The sequence below is a fragment of the Pseudobutyrivibrio sp. genome (assembly GCF_017471675.1).
In the GTDB taxonomy this organism is placed as follows: Bacteria; Bacillota; Clostridia; order Lachnospirales; family Lachnospiraceae; genus Pseudobutyrivibrio.
Map to the genome: position 1 here is coordinate 1 of NZ_JAFUSK010000031.1, position 25,375 is coordinate 25,375.

The window sequence follows — 25,375 nt, forward strand, 5'->3', positions numbered from 1 at the left end:
TATATTTACAAGGTAATATTTTTTAATAATTATAAAGATAGTTGCATTATTAAAGGTAGCAATTGCCGTGGACCGTTCTCACACGAAAAAGATAAAAAACGTTTCTATGCGAGTAAAGGATAGAGATCTTGTAATATCTATTGAAGCAAATAGCTCCCTTGCCTTGGAAAAGGGATTGTTCAAGAAAAATGCAGATTATTTTGAGGATATATTTTCAATAAAACCTGTTCTTAAGGAAAATGGCATACTTTAGGAGGGAATATGAAAAATAAAATAAATCTTTCAGATGCAAAATATTATGACAATAGAGAGCTTAGCTGGCTTAAGTTTGAGCTTAGAGTTTTAAATGAAGCAATGGTAAAGGAGCTGCCTATACTTGACAGGGTAAAGTTTGTAAGCATCACATCATCTAACCTGGATGAGTTTTTTATGGTAAGAGTTGCATCTCTAAAGGATATGGAGCATGCAGGCTACACAAAGCCTGATATTGCCGGCATGACACCTACTGAGCAGCTTATTGCAATCAACGAAAAGACCAGAGAGCTTGTGGATTTACAGTACAATATTTTTGGCAAACATCTAAATCCTATTCTTAAAGAAAATGGAATTATTATTTATGACAAATACGAGGATTTAAATGAAGAACAGTTAAAATATATTGATTCATTTTTTATGAGTCAGGTATATCCTGTTCTCACTCCTATGGCTTTTGATGCATCAAGACCATTTCCTTTAATTAGAAACAAGTCTCTAAATATTGCCGCCTTAATCGAAAAGAAAAAGGGCAGCACATTAGGAGATAGAAGCAATGATGATGTGGAATTTGCCACAGTTCAGGTGCCATCTGTTCTTCCCAGATTTGTATCCTTGCCATCTAATGAAAAGCAGCAGGATTGCTTCATTCTTTTAGAGCAGATAATAGAAAGAAATATGGATAAGCTATTCCTAAACTACAATGTGGTTGCAGCTTCTCCTTATCGTATTATGCGTAATGCTGATTTTTCTATAGATGAAGAAGGGGCAGAGGATTTGCTCCTTGAAATAGAAAAGCAGATTAAGTCTCGTCAGTGGGGAGAAGTAATCAGATTAGAGGTAGAAGGAACGATAAATAAAAAGCTTCTTACCATTCTTAAGAAAAACCTTGGTGTAAATGAGATAGACATTTACAAGATTAAGGGTCCTATTGATTTAACCTTCCTTATGAAATTATATGGAATTGAGGGCCACGCTAATCTTAAGCAGCCTATATTTAAGCCGCAGGAAAATCCAAGACTTCGTCCAGGAGAAAAGATTTTTGATGAAATAAAAAAGGGTGATATTTTGTTACATCATCCTTATGAAACCTTTGACCCTGTTGTTGATTTTATTGCGCAAGCTGCATTTGACCCACAGGTGCTTGCTATTAAGCAGACTTTGTATAGAGTCAGTGGTAATTCACCTATTATTGCAAGTCTTGCTCATGCTGCAGAAAACGGAAAGCAGGTAACTGTACTTGTAGAACTTAAGGCCAGATTTGATGAGGAAAACAATATTATCTGGGCAAAGAAGCTTGAAAAGGCAGGTGTGCATGTAATATATGGTCTTGTAGGGTTAAAGACTCATTGTAAGATAGCCCTTGTTGTACGCCGTGAAGAGGATGGAATCAGAAGATACGTGCATCTTGGAACTGGAAATTACAATGATTCCACAGCAAAGCTATATACAGATTGTGGTATGTTCACCTGTAATGAAACATACGGAGAGGATGCAACAGCTGTATTTAATATGCTATCAGGATATTCAGAGCCAGCCAGCTGGAACAAGCTTGTTGTGGCACCGCTTTGGTTAAGGAATACATTTGTAAGCTTAATCAATAGAGAAATCAGCCATGCCAAGGAGGGAAAAGAAGCAATTATTGTAGCTAAGATGAATTCCCTTTGCGATAAAGAAATTATCGAAAAGCTTTATGAAGCAAGCAATGCTGGTGTTAAGATTAGATTAATTATAAGAGGTATATGCTGTTTAAAGACGGGTATAGCCGGGGTTAGCGAGAACATTCAGGTTACATCTATTGTTGGAACATACCTTGAGCATGCCAGAATATTTTATTTTTATAACAATGGTGCAGAGGATATATATATGGGCTCTGCTGACTGGATGCCACGTAATTTAGACAGACGTGTGGAAATAATTTTCCCTGTGGAAGATGATTTGTTAAAGGCAAAAGTGAAACATATTCTTGATGTACAGCTTAGCGATACACTAAAAGCCTATGAGATGACAGATGACTCTACTTATGTTAGAATAAAGCCGCCTCGTGGAAAAAAGCCTGTAGGTGCACAGGATACTTTTTGCAGGGAGGCAAAAAAACATAGTGAGCCAGATATAGATTTCTTTAAAAAGAGGACTTTTGTTCCTATTCTGGCTAATGAGGTTATTGATGAGTAGGAAATTATTAGCCGTAGATATGGACGGCACACTTTTTAACGATGACAAAACTATTTCAAAGGAGAATCTTGCTGCAATCAGTGAGCTTTTAGATGCAGGGCATGTATTTGCCTTTAATACTGGCAGACCTAATCATGCCCTTAGAGAAATTCTTTCAGTGTATGATGAATTTAAAAGAGATGATGTTTATATTCTTGGACATCAGGGTATCATTGGTACCAGATTTGATAGCGATGAAGCTTTGTTTGGTGATTATTTAAATAACGATGATGCAAGAGAGGTAATTTCAGAGGTATTACTTAAAGGCTTTACTTGTGTCACTTTTGATGCTGAGCATATTTACACATTTAATGATAACTGGTTTATAGAAAGCTACAAGAAGCTTTCAGGAGAACAGCTAGTTTATTTAGATAGTGTTGATGATCTTAAGGGCAAAAATATCACAAAGCTTATTGCTATAGACTATGATCATCCGGAAAACCTTCAAGCATTTAAGGATGAACACGAAAAAGTTTATGGTAATCGTTTCGAAAGCTTTTTCTCACACTATGCTTTCCTAGAGTATATTAAAAAGGGCACTGGAAAAGGCGATGGTGTTAAAAAGCTTGCAAAGCTTAAAGGCATTTCCATGGATGATGTTATAACCGTGGGAGATGAGAGAAATGATATCAGTATGATAGAAGCGGCAGGTATTGGTGTAGCTGTGGCTAATGCCAGAGAAGAATTAAAGTCTGTTGCGGATTTTGTCACAGAAAATGACAATAACCATGGAGCAATAGCAGAAGTAATACATAAATTTGTTATTAAATAACATAAAACTGTTGACGTTAGTTTTGTTTTGTGTTAAATTATCACTGTTGTGAAAACAAAGTAGAGTATCCACTCTCACCTTAGCACTTATTAGTGACTCGGGTTTATACTTCACACAAACCTTGTTTGTGATGATTTATGGTGGATATTCTGTATCCACTATTTTTTTTATTATTTGGAGGTAGTACCATTAGCGAATTAATGATTAATGAACAGATTCGCGATAAAGAAGTTCGTGTAATCGGTTCAGATGGGGAACAGCTTGGCATTATGTCAGCAAGAGAGGCACAGAAGCTTGCCGATGATGAAGGTTTAGATTTAGTTAAGATTTCACCTAAGGCAAATCCACCAGTGTGCAAGATTGTAGATTACGGTAAATACCGCTATGAGCAGGCACGTAGGGAAAAGGAAGCCAAGAAAAAGCAGCATGTTGTTGAGGTAAAGGAAATACGTATGTCTCCAAACATTGATGCTAATGATATGAACACAAAGGTAAATGCAGCTAAGAAGTTCATTTCAAAGGGTGACAAGGTTAAGGTTACACTTCGTTTCCGTGGACGTGAGATGGCTCACATGCAGTCTTCTAAGCATATCTTAGATGATTTTGCTGAAGCCCTTGCAGATGTTGCAGTAGTGGAAAAGGCACCAAAGATTGAAGGCCGTAGTATGAGCCTGGTGCTTACAGAAAAGAAATCGTAATACAGGAGGAATTTATCATGCCAAAGATGAAGACAAGAAGAGCAGCTGCAAAGCGCTTTAAGGTAACAGGAACAGGAAAGCTTAAGAGAAACAAGGCATACAAGAGCCATATCTTAACCAAGAAGACTACAAAGAGAAAGAGAAATCTTCGTCAGTCAGCTATCGTTGATTCAACAAACGTAAAGAACATGAAGAAAGTACTTCCATACATCTAATATGTTGTTAGTACAGTAATTGATTTTGGTTAGGAGGAATTTAAAATGGCAAGAATTAAAGGCGGATTAAACGCTAGAAAGAAGCACAATAGAACATTAAAGTTAGCAAAGGGTTACAGAGGCGCTAGAAGCAAGCAGTATCGTGTTGCAAAGCAGTCAGTTATGCGTGCTCTTACATCAGCTTACGCTGGTAGAAAGCAGAGAAAGAGACAGTTCAGACAGCTTTGGATCGCTCGTATCAATGCTGCAGCTCGTATCAATGGACTTTCATACTCTAAGTTCATGTACGGTCTTAAGCTTGCAGGTGTTGAGATGAACAGAAAGATGCTTGCTGAGATGGCAGTTAACGATGCTGAAGGTTTTGCTAAGCTTGTAGAGCTTGCAAAGTCTAAGGTTGCAGCTTAATCTTAACATGATGAAAATGCTCTTATCAGATTATGTCTGATAAGAGTTTTTTTATACCCTAATTAATACATAGTTCCAAAAATTTGGGTAATTCTTGATTATTTTTGGCAATTATTTAGTTTAATTCGACTTTTAATATAGGTTGATATCTGTTAATCTATTTACTGAAAAAGTTTTAAGGAGGAATAAAACTATGGCTATATTAGTTACAGGTGGTGCTGGTTTTATCGGCAGCCATACATGTGTGGAGCTTCAGCAGGCAGGTTATGATGTAGTTGTATATGATAATCTTAGCAATGCTTCAGAGAAATCTTTAGAGAGAGTAGAAGCTATCACAGGAAAGCCAGTAAAGTTCTATAAAGGAGATATCCTTGATAGAGATAGATTAAATGAGGTATTTGAGAAGGAACAGCTTGATTCTTGTATCCATTTTGCTGGTCTTAAGGCAGTTGGTGAGTCAGTTGTTAAGCCTTGGGAATACTACGAGAATAATATTGCAGGTACACTTACACTTGTAGATGTTATGCGTAAGCACAACTGCAAGAATATCATTTTCTCTTCATCAGCTACAGTATATGGTGACCCAGCTGAGATACCTATTACAGAGAATTGCCCTAAGGGACAGTGCACAAACCCTTATGGTTGGACAAAGTCTATGCTTGAGCAGATACTTTCTGATATGCAAAAGGCTGACAATGAATGGAACGTAGTTTTACTTCGTTACTTCAACCCAATTGGTGCTCATCCATCAGGAACAATGGGAGAGAATCCTAACGGTATTCCAAATAACCTTATGCCTTATATTACACAGGTTGCAGTTGGAAAGCTTCCTGAGCTTGGTGTATTTGGTAACGATTATGATACTCAAGATGGTACAGGTGTACGTGATTATATCCACGTTGTAGATCTTGCTAAGGGACATGTAAAGGCTCTTAAGAAGATTGAGGAGAATGCAGGTCTTAAGATTTACAATCTTGGTACAGGTGTAGGTTATTCTGTACTTGATATTGTAAAGAACTTTGAGGAAGCTAACGGTATTAAGATTCCATATTCTATCAAGCCACGTCGTGCTGGCGATATTGCTACATGCTATTCAGATGCTACAAAGGCTAAGGAAGAGCTTGGCTGGGAAGCTGAGTATGGCATTAAGGAAATGTGCGCTGACTCATGGAGATGGCAGAAGAACAACCCAAATGGTTACGAAGACTAAAATGCCTTCCCCCTAAGTAGGGGGAAGGTGCCCCTTCGGGGCGGATGAGGGTATGAATAAAAGGCTTTTTGCATCATAAAAAGTGATATTAGTTATCCTGAAAAATTTCTTTTAAAATTTTTCAAAAAACCTGTTGACTTATCCTTCAATCCATAGTAATATAAACAGCGTCGCAAGCGACAGAAACAATTTGGTTCCTTGGTCAAGCGGTTAAGACGTCGCCCTCTCACGGCGAAAACAGCGGTTCGATTCCGCTAGGAACTGCGAAAAAAGCACTCGAGTTTATCGAGTGCTTTTTTATTGCTTTTGTTACAAATTAGTCAAATTAAATTTTCTTGTATATTCATTGTCTCTAGCTTTCCCTGTTTTTGAAGTTATCACAGCTCTATAAACATCAGCGGCAAAAATATCATGACTATCAATAATTTCTGTTGGAGCAGTTATCAATGGCGCTTTTCCTTTTTCTTTAATCGCTCCCAGATATTCAGCTCCTTTTTTGCTAAAACCAAGCATTCTAAGATATGAAATATATCCTTGCGATTTTGAATTCTCAAAATCCTTTTGAGCAATATTCAATAAAATATGACATAGAACCCGGCTGATTCTAGAGTAGGCAATATTCTTTGTCTTTAGCAAATCACAGAACTGAGAAAAATTAACATAATCTTTTAGGTTGTTTCTAATCCTGTCAGCTAAATCTAAAGTACAGTCTAAATATTTTTCATAATCATTTTCGCTAAGTAATTTGTAATGGAGTAACTGTGATATATCATCGCAATTAAAATGCGTGTTATTTTCATAAATAGCCTTAGCAATGTCTGGTACAGCACAAATCATATCCGTTTCATTTAAATGAGCTCTAATAGCAGAAGCGGAGCTTAAATCACCTGATAATGCTGTTTCGTTATAATCATTTCCCTGACGCTTGATTATGGCAATATCCATAGGAAGATTGTATTCTTTTATATAACGGCAGTATTCAAGTCCAAGAATGTTATTTGGGCTATTAATTATATCAGCAGGGATATATGCTTCTAAGGCTTTAGAACGGGCCAGGGCATAGCTTAATCCTGCTCCAAGGGAAATCTTTATATCTTCATCAAGTTTGCCGCTATTTTCTAATTCAACAAGCTTTGTAGCACAGCCTTTAAATAGATCAACATCATCACATTCTGCGCCAAATAAAACAGTATCAACCACACCAGTTGAAGCTAACAGCTCTACACCTGCTGCTGCAAATTCTCTTGCAGATGCCGTGGCAAAGATAGTAGGGATTTCAAGAACAATATCTACACCACATTTAAGTGCGGCTTCAGCTCTGGTGTATTTGTCAAAGCAAGCTAATTCACCTCTTTGAGTGAAATTTCCTGACATGGCAACAACTACAGCGTCGGCTTTAAGTATGTTTTTGGCATAGTCTATCTGAAGCTTATGGCCATTATGAAAAGGGTTGTATTCGCATACAATTCCAACTACCAATTTTTGTTCCTCCGAAAAAACTTTTATATGAGTATTATACAATAAATTTATGTTGAGAAGACATTTTTAAGTGTTATAATATTAGAGTTGTATTAAATTTATATTAAAGAAAGAAAAATATAGATAAGAAAGGAATATTCTATTATGAAGATTTTAGTTATTAACTGTGGTAGCTCATCTCTTAAGTATCAGGTTATTGATTCTGATAGTGAGCAGGTACTCTGCAAGGGCCTTTGCGAGAGAATTGGTATCGATGGACGTATCGTATATCAGAAGGCTGGTCTCGACAAAGAAACTACAGAGATTCCAATGCCTACACACAAAGAGGCTGTTGCAGCTGTTATTAACGCTATTACAAACGACAAGACAGGCGCAATTGCATCATTAGAGGAAATCGATGCAGTAGGACACAGAGTCGTACACGGTGGTGAGAAGTTTGCTGAGTCTGCACTTATCACAGATGAGATGATTAAGGTTGTAGAAGAGTGCAATGATCTTGCTCCACTTCATAACCCAGCTAACATCATTGGTATTAATGCTTGCCGTGAGCTTATGCCTGGTAAGCCACAGGTTGGTGTATTTGATACAGCATTCCATCAGACAATGCCTAAGGAAGCTTATATGTATGCAGTTCCTTACAAGTACTATGAGAAGTACGGTGTTCGTCGTTACGGTTTCCACGGAACAAGCCACAGCTATGTTTCTAAGAGAGTATGCGAGTTCGCTAATGCAGATATTAACAATTCAAAGATTATCGTTTGCCACATTGGTAACGGAGCTAGCTGCTGTGCAGTACTTAACGGTAAGTCAGTAGATACTTCAATGGGTCTTTCTCCACTTGAGGGTCTTGTAATGGGTACACGTTCAGGTGATATTGATCCTTCTGCCGTTGAGTATATGGCTAAGAAGGAAGGCCTTGATTTTGCAGGTGTTATGAACGTCCTTAATAAGGAATCAGGTGCACTTGGCGTTTCTGGTCTTTCATCTGATTTCCGTGACCTTCTTGCAGCTTCTGCTGAGGGTAATGAGAGAGCTAAGCTTGCTATGGATATGATTGCATACCGTATTGCTAAGTATGTTGGTGCATACGCAGCTGCTATGAACGGTGTTGACATGATTTGCTTTACAGCAGGACTTGGAGAGAACAATGCAGGTCTTCGTCAGGCTGTATGCGATCACCTTGGATTTATGGGTGTTGAGCTTGATAGCACACGTAACGAAGGACCAAGCGAGGATAAGCTTATTTCTGCTGATTCTTCAAAGGTTAAGGTATTCGTTATCCCTACAAACGAAGAGGTAATGATTGCTAGAGATACAGCTGCAATCGTTTCTGGAAAATAAATCACATTAATTGTGTGTAAATTTTGAAAAAAGGTTTGACAACGAATATAAAGCTTAGTATAATTGACCAAGTGTGGATAGGAGATATTTATGAAGATTTCTATTAAGGATATTACTTCATTACCTGATCAGAGTAAGAAGTTCACTGGATCAATTGATATATGTGATTTTTCTTATCTTGGCAGTGATTTTTCTATCAATCACATAGAGCCATTTGATGTAGTTTTATCTATGATTGGTTCAGGTAAGCTTCACATCACATTTGATACTAAATGTTCTATCTTAGGTCATTGTGATAGATGCTTAGGGGATGTTACATTTGAAGTTCCTGTTTCAGTTGATGAGACTGTTGAGGTTTCTGAGGGGCAGGTTGTTACAGATGATGATATCGGACCATATTCCTTCGTAGATGGCGAAGAAATAAATATAGATGAACTCATTTTAAACGAGATCTTAGTGAATTTCCCGGCAAAGATATTGTGCCAGGATGACTGCAAGGGTATTTGCCCAGTTTGCGGTAAGAATCGTAACATCGAGCCTTGTGGTTGTGATGATACAGTTTTAGATCCTAGAATGGCACAATTTTTAGATGTCTTTAATAGCTTTAAGGAGGTGAAATAGCATGTCTATTTGTCCAAAGAACAAATCTTCTAAGGGAAGAAGAGATAAAAGAAGAGCAAACTGGAAAATGAGCAATCCTACTCTTGTTAAGTGCAGCAAGTGCGGCGAGCTTATGGTTCCACATAGAGTTTGCAAGAACTGTGGTTCATATAACAAAAAAGAAATCATCGCAGTTGATTAATTTTAAAGCCTCTCGGTACTTGCCGAGAGGTTTTTTATTTGAAATATTTTCATATATCATATATACTTTTATAAGTTGCATGGAAAGGATTTCTTATGAGCGAATTAACAATTGTAGCCCTTGATGCTATGGGCGGTGATAATGCACCATCAGAGATGGTTAAAGGTGCCGTAGATGCGGTAAATCTTAACAAAGATATTAAGGTTATTTTAGTAGGTCAAGAGGATGTTGTTAAGGCAGAGCTTGCCAAGCACACATACCCTAATGACCAGATAGAAATAAAGAACGCCACAGAGGTAATTGAGACAGCGGAGCATCCTGTTGCTGCTATTAAGCGTAAGAAGGATTCTTCTATGGTAGTAGGGCTGCATTTGGTTAAGGATGGCGTGGCTGATGCTTTTGTATCTGCTGGTAATTCTGGCGCACTTTTGGCAGGCGGCCTTGGCATAGTTGGCCGTATTAGAGGCATTGAACGTGCACCATTTGGTACACTTTTCCCTGTTAAGACAGGTGTTGCATTCTTAGCAGATTCTGGTGCTAATGTAGATTGTAGAGCAAGTCACTTGGTACAGTTTGCTAGAATGGGAAGCATTTACATGGAAAAGGTAGTAGGAATCAAGAATCCTCGTGTTGCCATTGTAAATGTTGGTGCAGAGGAAGAAAAGGGTAACGCCCTTGTTAAGGAGACTATGCCTTTACTAAAGGAATGCCCTGATATTAATTTTATTGGCAGCATTGAAGCAAGAAATATTCCAAACGGTGATGCAGATGTTATCATTTGCGATGGATTTGTTGGTAATGTTATTTTGAAGCTATACGAAGGCTTAGCAGCTACACTTGTATCAGTTATTAAGAAGGGGCTTATGAGCACTCTTAAATCAAAAATTGGTGCAGCCCTTGCTCTTCCAGCTCTTAAGAATACACTTAAGGCGTTTGATGCCAGTGAATACGGTGGAGCACCACTTCTTGGTCTTAAAGGACTTGTAGTTAAGACTCACGGTAGTGCCAAGGCTGGAGAGGTTAAGAACACTATTTTCCAGTGTGTAACCTTTAAGGAGCAGAAAATTAACGAGCTTATTAGAGATAACATTGTTATAGAAACAAAAAAGGAGGATTAAAACATGGAATTCGATTTATTAAAAGAGATTATTGCTGAGGTATTAAATGTAGACGCTGCTGAAATCACAGCTGACACTACTTTTGTAGATGACCTTGGGGCAGATTCACTTGATGTTTTCCAGATTATCATGGGTGTTGAGGAAAAGCTTAACATCGAAGTTGATACTGATGCTGCCGAAAAGCTTTCAACTGTTGGTGATGCAGTTGAGCTTATCAAGAAGACTGTTGCAGGTAATTAATTGAATTGCTGAAAGCATCCAGCTTTTCACTGGGTGCTTTCTTAAACTCAGGAGGTAAGATATTGAATAACGATTTAAAGGAATTTCAAAAGATTATCGGATATGAGTTTAGAGACGAAAGCTTACTAAAGCAGGCCCTTACTCACAGCTCTTACGCTAACGAGCATCACATGCCAAAGCTTAGTGATAATGAGAGATTAGAGTTTTTAGGGGATGCAGTACTTGAAATAGTATCTAGTGAGTTTTTGTATCTAAATTATACTGATTTAAATGAGGGTAAGCTTTCTAGGCTTAGAGCCAGCATTGTCTGTGAGCCTACACTTGCTTTCATCTGTAAGGAGATTAATCTTGGTGATTACGTACTCCTTTCTAAAGGCGAGGATATGACTGGAGGCAGAGAGAGAAAATCTATTCTTTCAGATGCCTTTGAAGCCACCATCGGCGCTATTTTCTTAGATGGAGGTATGGAGCCTGCATCTAAATATATTCATAGGTTTGTATTAAATGATATTGAACATAAGCAGCTGTTCCATGATAGTAAGACCAGATTGCAGGAGGTTGTCCAGGCAAATTACAAAGAGCCTCTTACATATAACCTGCTTTCAGAATCAGGTCCAGATCACGCTAAGGAATTTAAGGTAGAGGCCGTTGTAGGCTCTAAAATCCTTGGTACAGGAATTGGCCGCACCAAAAAAGCCGCAGAACAAGAAGCTGCCTACGAAGGCCTTCTTCGTTTACACAAAGAGGAATCGATTAATATAATTTAGTTCAATATTGTTGTGCAAATATTAATCAGGGAATATTGGTTTATGAAAAATTTAAATGAGCCTGAATAGATACGTACAAATAGCTTGTAGCAGACAATGATTTATCCTCTGAAAGGAACATCCAGTGACTGTAAGAGGATTAATTATTGTCTGCGTAACAAGCGAGAGTAAGACTATTTTTCAGGCGGACTATAGGAGTGAATAATGTATCTAAAGAGTATTGAAATATATGGATTTAAGTCTTTTGCCCATAAGATGAAGTTTGAATTTCATAATGGAATTACAGGCATCGTAGGTCCTAACGGTTCAGGTAAGAGTAATGTTGCCGATGCTGTTAGATGGGTTCTTGGTGAACAATCAGCCAAGCAGCTTCGTGGTTCTTCCATGCAGGATATCATCTTTGCAGGAACAGAAGCAAGAAAGCCCCTTTCTTATGCTTATGTAGCTCTTACCATGGATAATTCAGACCATGTGCTACCAGTTGAATATGAAGAGGTAACTATAGCACGTCGTGTGTATCGTTCCGGCGAAAGTGAATATCTGTTAAATGGTACACCTTGTAGATTAAAGGATGTATCGGAGCTTTTCTATGATACTGGTGTAGGTAAAGAGGGCTATTCTATTATCGGACAGGGTCAGATTGAAAAGATTTTATCTGGTAAGCCAGAGGATAGACGTGAGCTTTTTGATGAAGCTGTAGGTATCGTTAAATATAAAAAGCGTAAGGCTGCATCTGTTAAGAAGCTTGAAAGTGAAAGAGAAAATCTCGTTCGTGTAAATGATATTTTATCTGAGCAGGAGCGTAGAATCGGACCTTTGGAAAAGCAGTCTGAGGATGCTAAGAAGTATTTAAAGTATAAGGAAGAATTAAAGCGTATCGATGTTAATTCTTTCATGCTTGAGGTAGATAGATTAACAGCTGCTCTTAATGAGGTAGAAAAGAATACTGCACTTGCTAAGGAGAACATGGAAGAAAGCAAGGCTTCCCAGGAGGAAATCCGTACTAAGTATGATTCCTTAGAGCAACAGATTGCTGATTTGGATGAGCAGATTGAAACTTTAAAAAAGAATCAGTCTGATTCAACCTTATTAAAGGGGAAGCTGGAAAATGAAATCCTTCTTTTAGAGGAGCAGATTCGCTCTGCTAATGCTACAGATGAAAGCTTAGCAGCACGTGTAGCTGAGATAGAGTCAGAGAAGGCATCAAAGGAATCACAGCTTGCTGATTTCAAGAAAGAAAAGGAAGAGCTTGATAAGACATTAGAAGAGGCTGTAGAACGTCTTACAGCAGTTAAGAATAACTACAGCGAATTACAGACAGCAATCAATTCAAATAATGAAAAGATTGAAGCTGATAACAAGGCTATTATGGAGCTTCTTAACAATAGAGCTTCCATCAAGTCTAAAGAGCAGCGTCTTGAGACAATGCTTGAACAAACCAATATCCGTAAGGCTAAGCTTAACCAAAGGCTTCTGGAACGTAAAACTAGAGAAGAAGATTTGGATGTGGCAGTTTCTCTTGCTGAGGAAGAATTTAAGCAGGCTCAGGATTTATTACTTAGCTTACAGGAAAAGGATAAGGAATTTTCAGCTAAGGCTGTTGAATGGAAGAATAAAGGCAAAGAAAATACTGAAAAGCTTCAAGCTAAGAAGGACGAATTTGCCAGAGTACAGACAAGACTTGAGTCTGTAAAGAATATTGCAGAGCGCTATGAAGGCTACGGTAATTCAACCCGTAAAATCATGGAGCAAAAGGGCAAGATAGAAGGTATCGAGGGTGTTGTTTCTGATCTTATCCATGTGGAAAAGAAATATGAACTGGCTATCGAGACTGCACTTGGCGGTAACATACAAAACATTGTTACTGCAGATGAAGCCAGTGCTAAAAAGCTTATTTCTTTCCTTAAGGAAAATAAGCTTGGTCGTGCCACATTCCTTCCACTTACATCTGTTGATGGAAGAGGCAATTTCAAAAAGACAGAGGTTCTTAAGGAAAAGGGTGTCCTTGGACTTGCATCAGAGCTTGTAAGTTGTGATAGCAAGTTTGATGGTGTTGTGGCTTACTTGCTTGGAAGAGTGGTTGTAACAGACCATATTGATTCTGCTATCGCCCTTGCTAAGAAGAACAATTACAGCATTCACATTGTTACAGTAGACGGTGAATATTTGGCTCCAGGTGGTTCTATGACTGGTGGTCATTTCAAGAATAAGTCAAATCTTCTAGGTCGAAATAGAGAAATCGAAGAGCTTGAAACTAAGCTTGATGCTCTCTATAAGGAGATGGAGGAGCTTAAAAACAGAGCTGGTGAAATTGAAACAGCTGCAGCCTTACTTGAATCAGATAAAGAGGAAAATACTACTAAGTTAAACGAGGCAGCTATTGCCCTTAATACTGCAAAGCTTGGTCTTGATAGAGCAAACGAGCAGAAGAAGGAAAGTCTTACAGCTTACGAAGGTCTTTCAAGAGAAAGTGAAGAGTTAGAATCACAGCTTACAGAGATTGCTTCTGGTAAGAAAGAAATCGAATTCGAAAAGCAGGAATCAGAGAACAAGGAAGCTGAGCTTAAGGCTGAGATTCAAAAGCTTTCTGATGAGGTTGATGAAAAGACCTATATGGAAACTTCTGTAAACAGAACTATGTCTGAGGTTCAGATTGAAGAGGCCAATGCAAGACAGAAGGTTGAATTCGTTCAGCAGAACTTAGACCGTGTGCTTTCTGAAATTGAAAAATGTGATAGTGATATTGCATCAATCAAAGAAAATGCTAAGTCCACAAAAGAGGAGACTGAAAGCAAGAAGCAGAGAATCGAGGAGATTAAGGCTACAATTGCTGCATCTGATGATTCTTTTGGACAGCTTGAAGAAGATATCAAAGAAGCTACAGCTAAAAGAGAAGAGCTTAACAGCTCTCACAAGAATTTCTTCGAGCAAAGACAGGAGATTTCTGATAGAATCTCTGAGCTTGATAAGGAAATATATCGTCTTGAGTCACAGCATGAGAAGATTGCTGATGCTATTTCAGCTCAGAATAATTACATGTGGAATGAGTACGAGCTTACATATCATTCAGCAGAAGAGCTAAAGGATCCTGAGTACAATGATTTAGATCAAATGAAAAAGGATGCTAACAAAATCAAGAATGCAATCCGTTCAATGGGTAATGTTAATGTTAATGCCATTGAAGAATTTAAGGAGCTTTCTGAAAGATACAACTTCCTTAAGGGTCAGCATGATGATTTAGTTGAGGCTGAGGCTTCGCTTATCAGAATTATCGATGAGCTTGATGAAGGTATGCGTAAGCAGTTCACAGAAGGCTTTAAGGATATTCAGCGTGAATTTGATAAGGCGTTTAAGGAGCTTTTTGGCGGTGGTCACGGCTCACTTGCTCTTGTTGATGAGGAAGATATTCTTGAAACAGGTATTATTATTAATGCCCAGCCACCAGGAAAGAAGCTTATTAATATGATGCAGATGTCCGGTGGTGAGAAATCACTTACTGCAATTGCATTACTGTTTGCAATCCAAAATCTTAAGCCATCACCATTCTGTCTATTAGACGAGATTGAGGCGGCTCTTGATGATGCGAACGTAGATAGATTTGCTGGCTACTTGCACAAGCTTACAAAGAATACACAGTTTATTGTTATTACTCATAGACGTGGTACCATGAATGCAGCTGATAGATTATTTGGTATCACAATGCAGGAGAAGGGTGTATCAGCCCTTGTATCTGTAAATCTTATTGAGGCACAGTTGGATGATTAATCATCTGGAGGCAATATGGCAGAAAAGATTAGTTTCTGGCAGCGTCTTATAAAGGGGCTGACCAAGACAAGAGATAATTTTATTAAATCCATGGATTATATTTTTAATGGATTTACCAATATCGATGAGGATTTTTATGAGGAATTGGAAGAAGTTCTTATTATGGGAGATATTGGTGTTAGAACAACAGAAACAATACTTGATGATTTAAGGGATGCTGTTAAGAAGGAGCATATCAAGGAACCATCTGAATGTAAGGAATTCCTTATTAACGAAATTAAGGAACAGATGTCTTTAGGTGATGCAGCCTTTGAGTTTGAAAACAAAACGTCTGTTGTTCTTGTAATTGGTGTTAATGGCGTTGGCAAAACTACCACTATAGGAAAGCTTGCGGGAAAGCTTAAGGCAAATGGCAAGAAGGTTATGGTGGCAGGGGCTGATACCTTTAGAGCGGCAGCTTCTGATCAGCTTAAGGAATGGGCAAATAGGGCTTCAGTAGATTTTGTTGGAGGTCCAGAGGGCTCTGACCCTGCTGCTGTAGTATATGATGCTGTTCATGCTGCAAAGGCAAGAGGTGTTGATGTTTTGCTTGTTGATACAGCAGGACGTCTTCACAATAAAAAGAATCTTATGAACGAGCTTTCTAAGATAAATAATACAATTACAAAAGAATTCCCAGAGGCATACAGAGAGACACTTATCGTTTTAGACGGTACTACAGGTCAAAATGCTCTAGTTCAAGCTAAAGAATTTTCTGATGTAACAGATATTTCTGGTATAGTTTTAACAAAATTAGATGGAACTGCAAAAGGAGGTATTGCAATTGCAATACAATCTGAGTTAAAATTGCCAGTAAAATATATAGGTGTTGGAGAAACAATCGACGACTTAGAGAAATTCAACGCAGATGAATTTGTAGACGCTTTATTCTACGCTGAAGGCTAAGACTAGAAGAAAGGGAGACTAAAAATGCTTACATTGGACAAATTCGAAGAGGCTTCAAAGATCGTCACAGAGGTGACACATGAGACAAAGCTGGTTTACAGCGATTATTTTAGTGAAAAGTGCGGTAATATGGTTTACCTTAAGCCGGAGAATATGCAGCTTACTGGCGCATATAAGCTTAGGGGTGCCTATTATAAAATCAGCACACTTTCTGATGAAGAAAGAGCTAAAGGGCTTATTACAGCATCAGCTGGTAACCATGCCCAGGGTGTTGCATACGCAGCCAGCAAATACGGAGTTAAGGCTACTATTGTAATGCCAACTACAACACCGCTCATTAAGGTTAATCGTACCAAGAGCTATGGTGCTGATGTGGTTTTGTATGGAGATGTTTACGACGAGGCTTGTGAATATGCTTACAAATTAGCAGATGAGCATGGATATACATTCATTCATCCATTTGACGATTTGGCAGTTGCCACAGGTCAGGGCACAATCGCAATGGAAATCTTTAAGGAGCTTCCACTTGTTGAGTATATTTTAGTTCCTATTGGAGGCGGTGGTCTTGCTACAGGTGTTTCTACACTTGCCAAGCTACTTAATCCAAAGATAAAGGTTATTGGTGTTGAGCCAAGTGGTGCCGCATCCCTTAAGGCTTCATTTGATAAGGGAGAGGTTACTACGCTTAAGACTGTTAATACTATTGCTGATGGTACTGCAGTTAAGACACCAGGAAGCAATATTTTCCCTTACTTACAGGAGAATATTGATGAGATTATCACTGTTGATGATGATGAACTTATCGTTGCATTCCTTGATATGGTAGAAAATCACAAGATGGTTGTTGAGAACTCAGGACTTCTTACAGTTGCTGCTCTTAACCATTTAGGATTTAAGGATAAGCGGGTTGTATCCGTTCTTTCAGGTGGTAACATGGATGTTATTACCATGTCATCTGTAGTACAGCAGGGACTTATTTTCAGAGACAGAATATTTACAGTTTCTGTTCTTCTTCCTGATAAGCCAGGCATGCTTGCTAAGGTTTCACAGGTTATTGCTGATAATCAGGGTAATGTAGTTAAGCTTGAGCATAATCAGTTTGTTACAACCAATCGTTCTGCTGCTGTTGAGCTTCGTATTACTCTTGAGGCCTTTGGCACAGAACATAAGGAACAAATTTTCAGGGCTTTAGACAAAGAAGGTTATCGCCCTAAAATAGTAAGAACTTCATTATAATAGCCTTCCCCTATTGGGGTTGCTAGGCTCCAGTGGAGCCTGCTTAGCAACGACCGAGCCGGGAGGCGAGACAAGGTGCCCCGAAGGGGCGGATGAGGGGAAGGTGTCAAGCAAAAATGCTTGACACCTCTTTTTTATTATAGTATATTATATGAGGTCACAAAAGGAGCGCAATGGAAGATAAGATTAAATCAGGTTATCTATATGATTTCTACGGTGAGTTGCTTACAGAGCATCAGCGTAGTGTATACGAAATGAGCATTAACGAGGATTTATCCTTGTCTGAGATAGCTGATACACTTTCTATTTCCAGACAGGCGGTTCACGACATACTCAAAAGGTGCGATAAGCTTTTATCAGATTATGAGAACAGGCTTCACCTTGTTGAGAAATTTATGAATATCAGGGCGGATGTACTTCGCATCAATGAATTAACAGCAGGCAGCGCTGATGCCGCCACTTTATCAGAGATTGCAGATATATCCAAATTAATACTAGAGGAATTATAATTTATGGCATTTGATTCTCTTTCAGAGAAGCTTCAAGGGGTTTTTAAGAATCTTAGAAGCAAGGGCAGGCTTTCAGAGGCTGATGTTAAGGCAGCACTTAAGGAAGTCAAGATGGCCTTACTTGAAGCTGATGTTAATTTCAAAGTTGTAAAACAGTTTATTAGCACTGTTACAGATAGGGCCATTGGTTCAGATGTTATGAATGGTCTCAATCCTGGACAGATGGTTATTAAGATTGTTAACGAAGAGCTTGTTAATCTTATGGGCTCTGAGGTTACAGATATTACCTACGGCACAGGTGGCGAGATTACCACTATTATGATGGTAGGTCTTCAGGGTGCCGGTAAAACTACCACCACTGCTAAGCTTGCCGGTAAGGTTAAAAAGCGTGGTAAGAAACCACTTTTAGTTGCTTGCGATATTTATCGTCCTGCCGCTATAGAGCAGTTGCAGATTAACGGTAAGAAGCAAGAGGTTGAGGTTTTCTCCTTAGGCGATAAGGAAAAGCCAGTTAAGATAGCTAAGGAAGCTATGGATTATGCTAAGAAGAACGGCTTTGATGTAGTTATTTTCGATACAGCTGGTCGTCTTCATATAGATGAGGATATGATGGATGAGCTTGCATCTATCAAGAAGAACATCAATATCCTTAATACCATCCTGGTAGTTGATGCCATGACAGGTCAGGATGCTGTTAATGTTTCATCTACATTTGATGAAAAGATTGGCATTGATGGTGTTATCGTTACTAAGCTTGATGGTGACACCAGAGGCGGTGCAGCTCTTTCTATTAAGGCTGTTACAGGTAAGCCTATTCTTTATGCCGGTATGGGTGAGAAGCTTTCTGATTTAGAGCAGTTTCATCCAGACAGAATGGCAAGCCGAATCCTTGGAATGGGAGATGTACTTTCTCTTATTGAAAAGGCTGAGGCAGAGATTGATAAGGATGCAGCTATTCAGTTATCTAAGAAGGTAAAGAAGGCTTCATTTGATTTCAATGATTATCTTACATCTATGGAGCAGATGAAAAAGCTTGGTGGCTTATCATCAATCCTTGGTATGATGCCAGGTATTAATTCTAGCCAGATGGCTCAGATTGAAGGCGCTGTAGATGATAAGAAGCTTGCGCATATTGAGGCAATCATACTTTCGATGACACCAGCCGAGCGCGAGAATCCTAAATTACTAAATCCTAGCAGAAAGCACAGAATTGCTGCTGGAGCTGGTTTAGATATAGCAGAGGTAAACCGCTTTGTTAAACAGTTCGAGCAATCGAAGAAGATGATGAAGCAGATGCCAAATATGATGGGTAAAGGCAGACGTGGTATGCGTTTCCCATTTTAACAAGACCATTTAAAGTATTATTTATTAGGAGGAAATTAAAATGGCAGTAAAGATTAGATTAAAGAGAATGGGTCAGAAGAAGAGACCAATCTACAGAATCGTAGTAGCAGATGCAAGAGCACCTCGTGATGGTAGAAACATCGATGAGATCGGTACATACGATCCAAACCAGGAGCCAGCAACAGTTACAGTTGATGCTGAGGCAGCTAAGAAGTGGATCTCAAATGGTGCAAAGCCAACAGAGACAGTTGCAAGACTTTTCAAGCAGGCAGGCGTTCAATAAGATAACTCGAAAGGAAAAGGATAATAGTGATGAAAGAATTAGTTGAAGTAATTGCGAAGTCACTTGTAGACAATCCTGATGAAGTTGTAGTATCTGAGAAGGAAGACGCTAAGTCTATTGTTGTAGAGCTTCGTGTTGCACCATCTGATATGGGTAAGGTTATTGGAAAGCAGGGCAGAATTGCCAAGGCTATCCGTGCTGTTGTTAAAGCTGCAGCTTCAAAGATTGACAAGAAAGTTATTGTTGATATAATTGATGTAGATTAAAGACAAAGGAGTCTGATTTTTATCAGGCTCCTTTTTTCTTTATTTTTAAAGGTTTTTAAGCATAATTAAATATAGATTGTTTTTTTAACAGTACAATACACCACTGCTTTAAAGTGATAGGTGTTTAAATGAATAAAACGCCTTATAAAATCGCCATTTTATTTATAAAATGATTAAATACTAATCAAAAAAGTATAAATATGCAAAAGTTGAATGTTGAGAAAATTTTTACTATAATAGTCGTACTTTATACGATATATGGGGGTTTTGTATAAGGGATGTCTGTCAGGGGTGCACAGTTGTTTTTAAGGGAGAAATTTTAATGCAAGCATTAGATAATCTTAATGAATTAAGATTCATTTCTAGATGTTCTACATTATTCCGTTAGTTTCTTTTCTTAATACTGGTTTTTACAGGAGAAGCATTTTTTGTGAATAATGATGCTTTTTAATGTTGTGTTTTATTTAAAGGGGTTTGCATTCTCGGGTAGAGATGTAGATAAATATAATTCAGGAGGATTACTTATGAAGAAGAAAAGAGTAGTTTCCCTTGTTCTTGCAGCTGCTATGGCTCTTTCAATGGCAGGCTGTGGTTCAAAGGGCGACGACAGCGCTTCAAAGGGTGGAGATTCAAAAGGCTCAGATACTCCACTTGTTATTGCTTGGGACGCAATGAGCCAGAAGTTCAGCCCATTTTTTGCTGAGTCTGTTCCAGATAGTTATATCGAGGAGAAGCTTGTTAATATTACATTAACAAGAACTACAAGAGCAGGTCAGTACATTCTTGATGGTATTGATGGATACAAAGAGGAGTACAATGGTACAGAGTACACCTATTACACACCATCAAAGATTGACATTACAGAGAACGAAGATGGTACAGTTGATTATAATATCACACTTAGAGATGACATTAAATTCTCTGATGGAGAGCCAATGACAATTGATGATGTTATCTTCAATATGTATGTTTGCAGTGATCCTACATATGATGGCCCTTCAGCTTTTGCTTCACTTCCTATTAAAGGAATGGAAGATTATAGAAATGGCGTTTCTACACTTTCTAGCTTAATTGCTGCAGCTGGTAAGGATAATACAGATTTTACTTATTGGACAGAAGAGCAGCAGAAGGCTTTCTGGGATGCATGTGCTAAGGAAGGTGCTGCATTTACACAGTCTATCGTTGATTATATGGTAGAAAATGGTGTTGCAGAAGGTGATGTTAAGGCAGCAGCAGCTGGTTGGGGATTTGATCTTGCTGATGGTGCTACAACAGAGGACTTCTTCATGGCAATCGGTGAGCAGTACGGATGGAACTTCTCATCAATGGATAAGGAAGCTGCTAGCGTAACAATCGCTGACACATTCCCAGCAGACGTTCTTGCAATGTCTACAACAGGTATTGAGACTGGTGAGTCTGCGGACCACATTGCTGGTATCGTTAAGACTGGCGATTACTCAATGACACTTACACTTACTGAGTTCTCTGCTCCAGCTATTGAGAGACTTGCTCTTCCAATCGCTCCAATGCACTACTATGGTGATAAAGCTCAGTACGATTTTGATAACAACAAGTTTGGTTTCCCTAAGAATGACCTTTCAATGGTTAGAGAGAAGACAACTAAGCCACTTGGTGCTGGTCCTTTCACATTTAAGGAATACTCAAACAAGGTTGCTTACTTAGAGGCAAATGAGAACTTCTACCTTGGTGCCCCTGGCGTATCTGAGATTCAGTTTAAGGAGACACAGGAAGCTGATAAGGTACCTGCTATTGTTCAGGGTACAGCTGATATTGCTGAACCTTCATTCTCTAAGGCAACATCAGAGCAGATTTCTTCTGAAAACTCTGAGAATGATTTAGTTGGTGATACAATCACAACTCAGCTTACAGATTATCTTGGTTATGGTTACATTGGTATGTGCTCACTTAACGTAAAGGTTGGTAACGATCCTTCAAGCGAGCAGTCAAAGGATTTACGTAAGGCTATCGCAACAGTTATCGCAGCATACCGTGATGTAGTTATTGATTCTTACTATGGAGAGGCAGCAGAGGTTATTAACTACCCAATTTCAAACTCTTCATGGGCAGCTCCTCAGAAGTCTGATGCAGATTATGAAATCGCATTCTCTAAGGATGTTGATGGAAATGAAATCTATACAGAGGGCATGAGTGATGATGAGAAGTATGAGGCAGCTCTTCAGGCAGCACTTGGCTACTTCGAGGCAGCAGGCTTTACAGTAGAAGATGGCAAGCTTACAGCTGCTCCAGCTGGTGCTAAGCTTTCTTATGAAGCTATGATTCCAGGCGGAGGTTCTGGTGACCACCCATCATTTGGTATCCTTACAGCAGCTTCATAAGCTTTTGCTAAGATTGGTTTTGAGCTTACAATCAACGATCTTTCAGATTCATCAGTACTTTGGGATACACTTTCAGCTCAGAAGGCTGAAATCTGGTGCGCAGCTTGGGGTGCTACAGCAGATCCTGATATGTATCAGGTATACCACAGTGAAGGTGGTAGCGCTTACCAGTATGCTATTTATTCTGAAGAGCTTGATAAGCTTATTGAGGATGCTAGAGCATCAGCAGATCAGGCTTACAGAAAGGCTACTTACAAGGAGTGTCTTGACTTTATCGTAGATTACGCTGTTGAGATTCCTATTTATCAGAGACAGAACTGTGTAACATACTCAACACAGCGTGTTAACACAGATACAATAGTAAAGGATGCAACACCTTTCTATGATATCTTTGATGATCTTACAAATCTTCAGATGAGATAATTATCAATACTAGATATTGATTAAGTTGCTTCTTGGGGCTTAGGCCCCAAGAAGACATTTTTATGATAAAGGTATTTTATGATGGGATGGGGTTTTGAGAAATTTGAATGCACTAAATGTGCTTTATTTGTCCTATCATAAAATACCTTTATTGGGGTCTAAAAATAAAGAAAGGAATTACAATAATGAAAAAATTTGTAATCAAAAGACTATTATTATCGATAGTAATATTGTTTTTTGTTTCTATGATTATCTATTGCATTATGCGTGCAATGCCTACTTCATTCGTAGAACAGAAAGCAATGCAGCTATCACAGAAACCTGGTGCAAAGAGCTATCAGGAATGGATTGATCAGCTCAATGCTGCATATGGCTTGGACGTTGGCATCGTCCCTGGCTACTTTAAATGGTTGGCTAAGGCTATCCGATTTGACTTTGGAGATAGCTGGTACTTTAACATGCCGGTACTTGAGAAATTTTCAAGTGTTATTTGGTATTCATTTGCCTTAGGTTTAGCTTCATTTATTCTTGAAATTGTTATCGCTATTCCTCTTGGTGTTATTGCTGCAAGAAAGCAGTATAGTGCAGTAGATTATTCTGTAGTCGTATTTGCACTTATCGGTATTTCATTACCTAGCTTCTTCTTTGCTACAATTTTGAAATACATTTTCTCAGTTAAGCTTGGTATTTTTGATTTATATGGTATTGTAGGTCGTGATTTTATGAACCTGTCTACTGCTGGTAAGATTTTTGATATGGCATACCACATGGTACTTCCTGTAATTACTCTTACTATTGTATCAGTAGGTTATTTAATGCGTTACACTCGTACTAACATGCTTGAGGTTCTTAGTGCCGATTATATCCGTACTGCTAGAGCTAAGGGTCTTTCAGAAAAGAGAGTAGTTAATTATCACGCATTTAGAAATATTTTGATTCCAATCGTTACATTACTTGGTTCATCACTTCCAGGACTATTTGGTGGTGCTCTTATTACAGAAACATTGTTCCAGATTCCAGGAATTGGATATACTTCATATCAGTGTATTATCCAGGGTGATATTCCATTTGTAATGTTCTATATGCTGTTCTTTGCAGTATTAATTCTTTTAGGAAACCTTATTGCAGATATTCTTTATGCTGTAGTAGATCCTAGAGTTAGAGTAAATTAAAAGGAGAGATATCGTGGCAGACGTAAGAAATATTGAAAATGAAGAAGAGCTTGCTTTAGATGATGCTAACCGTGTCCAGGTACTTTCTCCTGGAATGATGGTAGCAAAGCGTTTCTTTAGAAATAAGCTTGCTATTGCAGGTCTTGTAATTATTGTTTGTATGTTTTTATTCGCTTTCTTAGGCGGAGTTATTATTCCATATTCTCAGAGTCAGGTATTCTATACTACTGAGGAAATGAAGAAGGACTATGCTGGTGCAACTCTTATCACTGATTACCAGGTTTTTGCAGCTGATGGCGTAGAGCTTCCTTCAGATATTGGGGCAAAGCTTATCCTTGCTCTAACAAAAAAGCAGGATATTGTTGAGACAAGAGATGGTTCGCAGTTTTCACTTACCCCTCTTGATGAAAACTCATTTGAGATTAAAAAAATGGGTGGAGCTGAAACACTTGCTGTTGCTGCAAAGCTTCAGGTAACACCTGTTGATTCATCTAAAAAGCTTTCAGGTACATTTAATGTAAATCTTATAAAGGCACTTGCAACAGATGAGACAATGTTTGCAGCTGATGATGAGAGATTCACAGTTGACGAGAAGGGCAATGGTGCTATTGTTACAGCTGCTGATGGTAGCGAGGTTGCATATATCAGTGGATATAGCATGAATGCAGTTGAAAGTGGTGTTACACTTTCAGTTGATTTTAGAGAGGCTATTGTAGAAGCTATTAACAGTGGTTCATCTGAGTTTACATTTGCAGGTGAAGATGGAGAAGAAGAATATCAGGTTTCTAACAAGAACGGTCAGTATGTTATTACTAAATATAAGTCTACTAGCGTTATTAACCAGTTCGAGTCTCCTTCTGCAAAGCATTTAGTTGGTACAGATGGAAATGGTATGGACTTACTTGCAAGACTTATGTATGGTGGTCGTATTTCCCTTCTTATCGGTTTTGTAGTAGTAGCTATAGAGCTTTTACTTGGTATTATCGTTGGCGGTACAGCAGGTTTCTTTGGTGGCTGGGTAGATAACCTTCTTATGAGATTTGTAGATGTTATTTACTGTATTCCAACAATGCCACTTTACCTTATTATTGGTTCAATCATGGATTTCTACAAGATAGACGCCGGTATTCGTATTTTCTATCTATGTATTATCATGGGTGTTATCGGTTGGGTTAGCTTGGCTCGTATAGTACGTGGTCAGATTTTATCTCTTCGCGAGCAGGAATTTATGACAGCTTGTGAGGCTTGCGGAATTAGCATTAGAAGAAGAATCTTTAAGCACTTGATTCCTAATGTTATTCCACAGCTTGTAGTATTTGCATCTATGGGTGTAGGTGAGGTTATCCTTGCAGAGTCTACACTTTCATATTTAGGACTTGGTGTTAAGTATCCAGCAGCTTCATGGGGAAATATCATCAATGCTGTTACTGATTCATACGTTATGACAAACTACTGGTTCGTATGGATTCCAGCTGGATTCTTAATCCTTCTTACAGTACTTGCATTTAACTTTATCGGAGACGGACTTCGTGACGCCTTTGATCCAAAGATGAAGAGATAGA

The 25,375-nt window shown here is 38.5% G+C and carries 25 protein-coding genes and 1 tRNA gene; 25 read left to right on the plus strand and 1 reads right to left on the minus strand.

Features of this window, described 5'->3' with window-relative positions:
- Positions 1 to 106: 106 nt before the first annotated feature.
- From IJ535_RS05370 to IJ535_RS05405, 8 genes are all read left to right on the plus strand, one after another.
- Positions 107 to 253 carry a hypothetical protein gene (locus tag IJ535_RS05370; RefSeq protein WP_294299792.1) on the plus strand — a complete coding sequence of 49 codons (147 nt, stop codon included), beginning with the start codon at positions 107 to 109 and terminating at the stop codon, positions 251 to 253.
- An 8-nt stretch (positions 254 to 261) separates the two neighbouring features.
- A complete protein-coding gene (locus IJ535_RS05375; protein WP_294299794.1) occupies positions 262 to 2,427 on the plus strand; it encodes an RNA degradosome polyphosphate kinase in 2,166 nt (721 codons plus the stop codon).
- Positions 2,420 to 3,238 carry a Cof-type HAD-IIB family hydrolase gene (locus IJ535_RS05380; RefSeq protein WP_294299799.1) on the plus strand — a complete coding sequence of 273 codons (819 nt, stop codon included), beginning with the start codon at positions 2,420 to 2,422 and terminating at the stop codon, positions 3,236 to 3,238. The genes IJ535_RS05375 and IJ535_RS05380 overlap by 8 nt, the downstream gene beginning before the upstream one ends.
- Positions 3,239 to 3,438: 200 nt before the next feature.
- Positions 3,439 to 3,936 (plus strand): translation initiation factor IF-3, encoded by a 498-nt coding sequence (gene infC / locus IJ535_RS05385; RefSeq protein ID WP_033154017.1) that lies wholly within the window; start codon positions 3,439 to 3,441, stop codon positions 3,934 to 3,936.
- A 17-nt stretch (positions 3,937 to 3,953) separates the two neighbouring features.
- Positions 3,954 to 4,151 carry a 50S ribosomal protein L35 gene (gene rpmI, locus IJ535_RS05390; RefSeq protein ID WP_028243827.1) on the plus strand — a complete coding sequence of 66 codons (198 nt, stop codon included), beginning with the start codon at positions 3,954 to 3,956 and terminating at the stop codon, positions 4,149 to 4,151.
- Positions 4,152 to 4,196: 45 nt separating this feature from the next.
- Positions 4,197 to 4,556, plus strand: coding sequence for a 50S ribosomal protein L20 (gene rplT, locus IJ535_RS05395; RefSeq protein ID WP_294291412.1), 360 nt, complete (start codon positions 4,197 to 4,199; stop codon positions 4,554 to 4,556).
- 193 nt (positions 4,557 to 4,749) lie between these two features.
- Positions 4,750 to 5,766 carry a UDP-glucose 4-epimerase GalE gene (gene galE / locus IJ535_RS05400; RefSeq protein WP_294299802.1) on the plus strand — a complete coding sequence of 339 codons (1,017 nt, stop codon included), beginning with the start codon at positions 4,750 to 4,752 and terminating at the stop codon, positions 5,764 to 5,766.
- Between the two features lie 192 nt (positions 5,767 to 5,958).
- Positions 5,959 to 6,030 (plus strand) — tRNA-Glu (locus tag IJ535_RS05405).
- 45 nt (positions 6,031 to 6,075) lie between these two features.
- Here the strand turns inward: IJ535_RS05405 and IJ535_RS05410 are convergent.
- Positions 6,076 to 7,245: a tRNA(Met) cytidine acetate ligase gene (locus IJ535_RS05410; protein ID WP_294299805.1), complete on the minus strand. Its 1,170-nt coding sequence runs from the start codon at positions 7,243 to 7,245 to the stop codon at positions 6,076 to 6,078.
- Between the two features lie 144 nt (positions 7,246 to 7,389).
- On the opposite strand from IJ535_RS05410, the gene IJ535_RS05415 reads away from it, so the two are divergent.
- From IJ535_RS05415 to IJ535_RS05490, 17 genes are all read left to right on the plus strand, one after another.
- A complete protein-coding gene (locus tag IJ535_RS05415) occupies positions 7,390 to 8,586 on the plus strand; it encodes an acetate/propionate family kinase (protein ID WP_294299808.1) in 1,197 nt (398 codons plus the stop codon).
- 90 nt (positions 8,587 to 8,676) lie between these two features.
- Complete coding sequence (locus IJ535_RS05420) at positions 8,677 to 9,207, plus strand: YceD family protein (RefSeq protein WP_294299811.1); 531 nt, start codon at positions 8,677 to 8,679, stop codon at positions 9,205 to 9,207.
- Between the two features lies 1 nt (position 9,208).
- Positions 9,209 to 9,388, plus strand: a complete 180-nt coding sequence (rpmF, locus tag IJ535_RS05425) for a 50S ribosomal protein L32 (protein WP_028243823.1) — start codon at positions 9,209 to 9,211, stop codon at positions 9,386 to 9,388.
- 95 nt (positions 9,389 to 9,483) lie between these two features.
- A complete protein-coding gene (gene plsX / locus IJ535_RS05430; protein ID WP_294299814.1) occupies positions 9,484 to 10,506 on the plus strand; it encodes a phosphate acyltransferase PlsX in 1,023 nt (340 codons plus the stop codon).
- Between the two features lie 3 nt (positions 10,507 to 10,509).
- Positions 10,510 to 10,746, plus strand: a complete 237-nt coding sequence (acpP, locus tag IJ535_RS05435; RefSeq protein WP_294291121.1) for an acyl carrier protein — start codon at positions 10,510 to 10,512, stop codon at positions 10,744 to 10,746.
- 62 nt (positions 10,747 to 10,808) lie between these two features.
- Positions 10,809 to 11,513: a ribonuclease III gene (gene rnc / locus IJ535_RS05440; protein WP_294299819.1), complete on the plus strand. Its 705-nt coding sequence runs from the start codon at positions 10,809 to 10,811 to the stop codon at positions 11,511 to 11,513.
- Positions 11,514 to 11,717: 204 nt separating this feature from the next.
- Positions 11,718 to 15,278 carry a chromosome segregation protein SMC gene (gene smc / locus IJ535_RS05445; protein WP_294299822.1) on the plus strand — a complete coding sequence of 1,187 codons (3,561 nt, stop codon included), beginning with the start codon at positions 11,718 to 11,720 and terminating at the stop codon, positions 15,276 to 15,278.
- Positions 15,279 to 15,293: 15 nt separating this feature from the next.
- Positions 15,294 to 16,223: a signal recognition particle-docking protein FtsY gene (ftsY, locus tag IJ535_RS05450; protein ID WP_294299825.1), complete on the plus strand. Its 930-nt coding sequence runs from the start codon at positions 15,294 to 15,296 to the stop codon at positions 16,221 to 16,223.
- Between the two features lie 24 nt (positions 16,224 to 16,247).
- The gene (gene ilvA, locus IJ535_RS05455; protein WP_294299828.1) at positions 16,248 to 17,459 is read left to right on the plus strand and encodes a threonine ammonia-lyase; all 1,212 of its coding nucleotides are present in this window, start codon (positions 16,248 to 16,250) and stop codon (positions 17,457 to 17,459) included.
- Between the two features lie 173 nt (positions 17,460 to 17,632).
- Complete coding sequence (ylxM, locus tag IJ535_RS05460) at positions 17,633 to 17,968, plus strand: YlxM family DNA-binding protein (protein WP_294290603.1); 336 nt, start codon at positions 17,633 to 17,635, stop codon at positions 17,966 to 17,968.
- A gap of 3 nt (positions 17,969 to 17,971) precedes the next feature.
- Positions 17,972 to 19,312, plus strand: coding sequence for a signal recognition particle protein (gene ffh / locus IJ535_RS05465; RefSeq protein WP_294299832.1), 1,341 nt, complete (start codon positions 17,972 to 17,974; stop codon positions 19,310 to 19,312).
- A 40-nt stretch (positions 19,313 to 19,352) separates the two neighbouring features.
- The gene (rpsP, locus tag IJ535_RS05470; protein WP_294299834.1) at positions 19,353 to 19,595 is read left to right on the plus strand and encodes a 30S ribosomal protein S16; all 243 of its coding nucleotides are present in this window, start codon (positions 19,353 to 19,355) and stop codon (positions 19,593 to 19,595) included.
- Positions 19,596 to 19,624: 29 nt separating this feature from the next.
- The gene (locus tag IJ535_RS05475) at positions 19,625 to 19,861 is read left to right on the plus strand and encodes a KH domain-containing protein (protein WP_294299836.1); all 237 of its coding nucleotides are present in this window, start codon (positions 19,625 to 19,627) and stop codon (positions 19,859 to 19,861) included.
- Positions 19,862 to 20,385: 524 nt separating this feature from the next.
- Complete coding sequence (locus IJ535_RS05480; protein ID WP_330619504.1) at positions 20,386 to 22,218, plus strand: ABC transporter substrate-binding protein; 1,833 nt, start codon at positions 20,386 to 20,388, stop codon at positions 22,216 to 22,218.
- A 129-nt stretch (positions 22,219 to 22,347) separates the two neighbouring features.
- Positions 22,348 to 22,641 (plus strand): hypothetical protein, encoded by a 294-nt coding sequence (locus tag IJ535_RS14135; RefSeq protein WP_330619505.1) that lies wholly within the window; start codon positions 22,348 to 22,350, stop codon positions 22,639 to 22,641.
- A gap of 185 nt (positions 22,642 to 22,826) precedes the next feature.
- Positions 22,827 to 23,813, plus strand: a complete 987-nt coding sequence (locus IJ535_RS05485; protein WP_294299839.1) for an ABC transporter permease — start codon at positions 22,827 to 22,829, stop codon at positions 23,811 to 23,813.
- A 13-nt stretch (positions 23,814 to 23,826) separates the two neighbouring features.
- Positions 23,827 to 25,374 (plus strand): ABC transporter permease, encoded by a 1,548-nt coding sequence (locus tag IJ535_RS05490; protein ID WP_294299842.1) that lies wholly within the window; start codon positions 23,827 to 23,829, stop codon positions 25,372 to 25,374.
- Position 25,375: the final 1 nt, after the last annotated feature.

Coding starts and splice junctions, on each gene's coding strand:
- IJ535_RS05370 (WP_294299792.1), top strand. CDS start 107: ATGCGAGTAAAGGATAGAGATCTTGTAATATCTATTGAAGCAAATAGC.
- IJ535_RS05375 (WP_294299794.1), top strand. CDS start 262: ATGAAAAATAAAATAAATCTTTCAGATGCAAAATATTATGACAATAGA.
- IJ535_RS05380 (WP_294299799.1), top strand. CDS start 2,420: ATGAGTAGGAAATTATTAGCCGTAGATATGGACGGCACACTTTTTAAC.
- infC (WP_033154017.1), top strand. CDS start 3,439: ATGATTAATGAACAGATTCGCGATAAAGAAGTTCGTGTAATCGGTTCA.
- rpmI (WP_028243827.1), top strand. CDS start 3,954: ATGCCAAAGATGAAGACAAGAAGAGCAGCTGCAAAGCGCTTTAAGGTA.
- rplT (WP_294291412.1), top strand. CDS start 4,197: ATGGCAAGAATTAAAGGCGGATTAAACGCTAGAAAGAAGCACAATAGA.
- galE (WP_294299802.1), top strand. CDS start 4,750: ATGGCTATATTAGTTACAGGTGGTGCTGGTTTTATCGGCAGCCATACA.
- IJ535_RS05415 (WP_294299808.1), top strand. CDS start 7,390: ATGAAGATTTTAGTTATTAACTGTGGTAGCTCATCTCTTAAGTATCAG.
- IJ535_RS05420 (WP_294299811.1), top strand. CDS start 8,677: ATGAAGATTTCTATTAAGGATATTACTTCATTACCTGATCAGAGTAAG.
- rpmF (WP_028243823.1), top strand. CDS start 9,209: ATGTCTATTTGTCCAAAGAACAAATCTTCTAAGGGAAGAAGAGATAAA.
- plsX (WP_294299814.1), top strand. CDS start 9,484: ATGAGCGAATTAACAATTGTAGCCCTTGATGCTATGGGCGGTGATAAT.
- acpP (WP_294291121.1), top strand. CDS start 10,510: ATGGAATTCGATTTATTAAAAGAGATTATTGCTGAGGTATTAAATGTA.
- smc (WP_294299822.1), top strand. CDS start 11,718: ATGTATCTAAAGAGTATTGAAATATATGGATTTAAGTCTTTTGCCCAT.
- ftsY (WP_294299825.1), top strand. CDS start 15,294: ATGGCAGAAAAGATTAGTTTCTGGCAGCGTCTTATAAAGGGGCTGACC.
- ilvA (WP_294299828.1), top strand. CDS start 16,248: ATGCTTACATTGGACAAATTCGAAGAGGCTTCAAAGATCGTCACAGAG.
- ylxM (WP_294290603.1), top strand. CDS start 17,633: ATGGAAGATAAGATTAAATCAGGTTATCTATATGATTTCTACGGTGAG.
- ffh (WP_294299832.1), top strand. CDS start 17,972: ATGGCATTTGATTCTCTTTCAGAGAAGCTTCAAGGGGTTTTTAAGAAT.
- rpsP (WP_294299834.1), top strand. CDS start 19,353: ATGGCAGTAAAGATTAGATTAAAGAGAATGGGTCAGAAGAAGAGACCA.
- IJ535_RS05475 (WP_294299836.1), top strand. CDS start 19,625: ATGAAAGAATTAGTTGAAGTAATTGCGAAGTCACTTGTAGACAATCCT.
- IJ535_RS05480 (WP_330619504.1), top strand. CDS start 20,386: ATGAAGAAGAAAAGAGTAGTTTCCCTTGTTCTTGCAGCTGCTATGGCT.
- IJ535_RS14135 (WP_330619505.1), top strand. CDS start 22,348: ATGTATCAGGTATACCACAGTGAAGGTGGTAGCGCTTACCAGTATGCT.
- IJ535_RS05485 (WP_294299839.1), top strand. CDS start 22,827: ATGAAAAAATTTGTAATCAAAAGACTATTATTATCGATAGTAATATTG.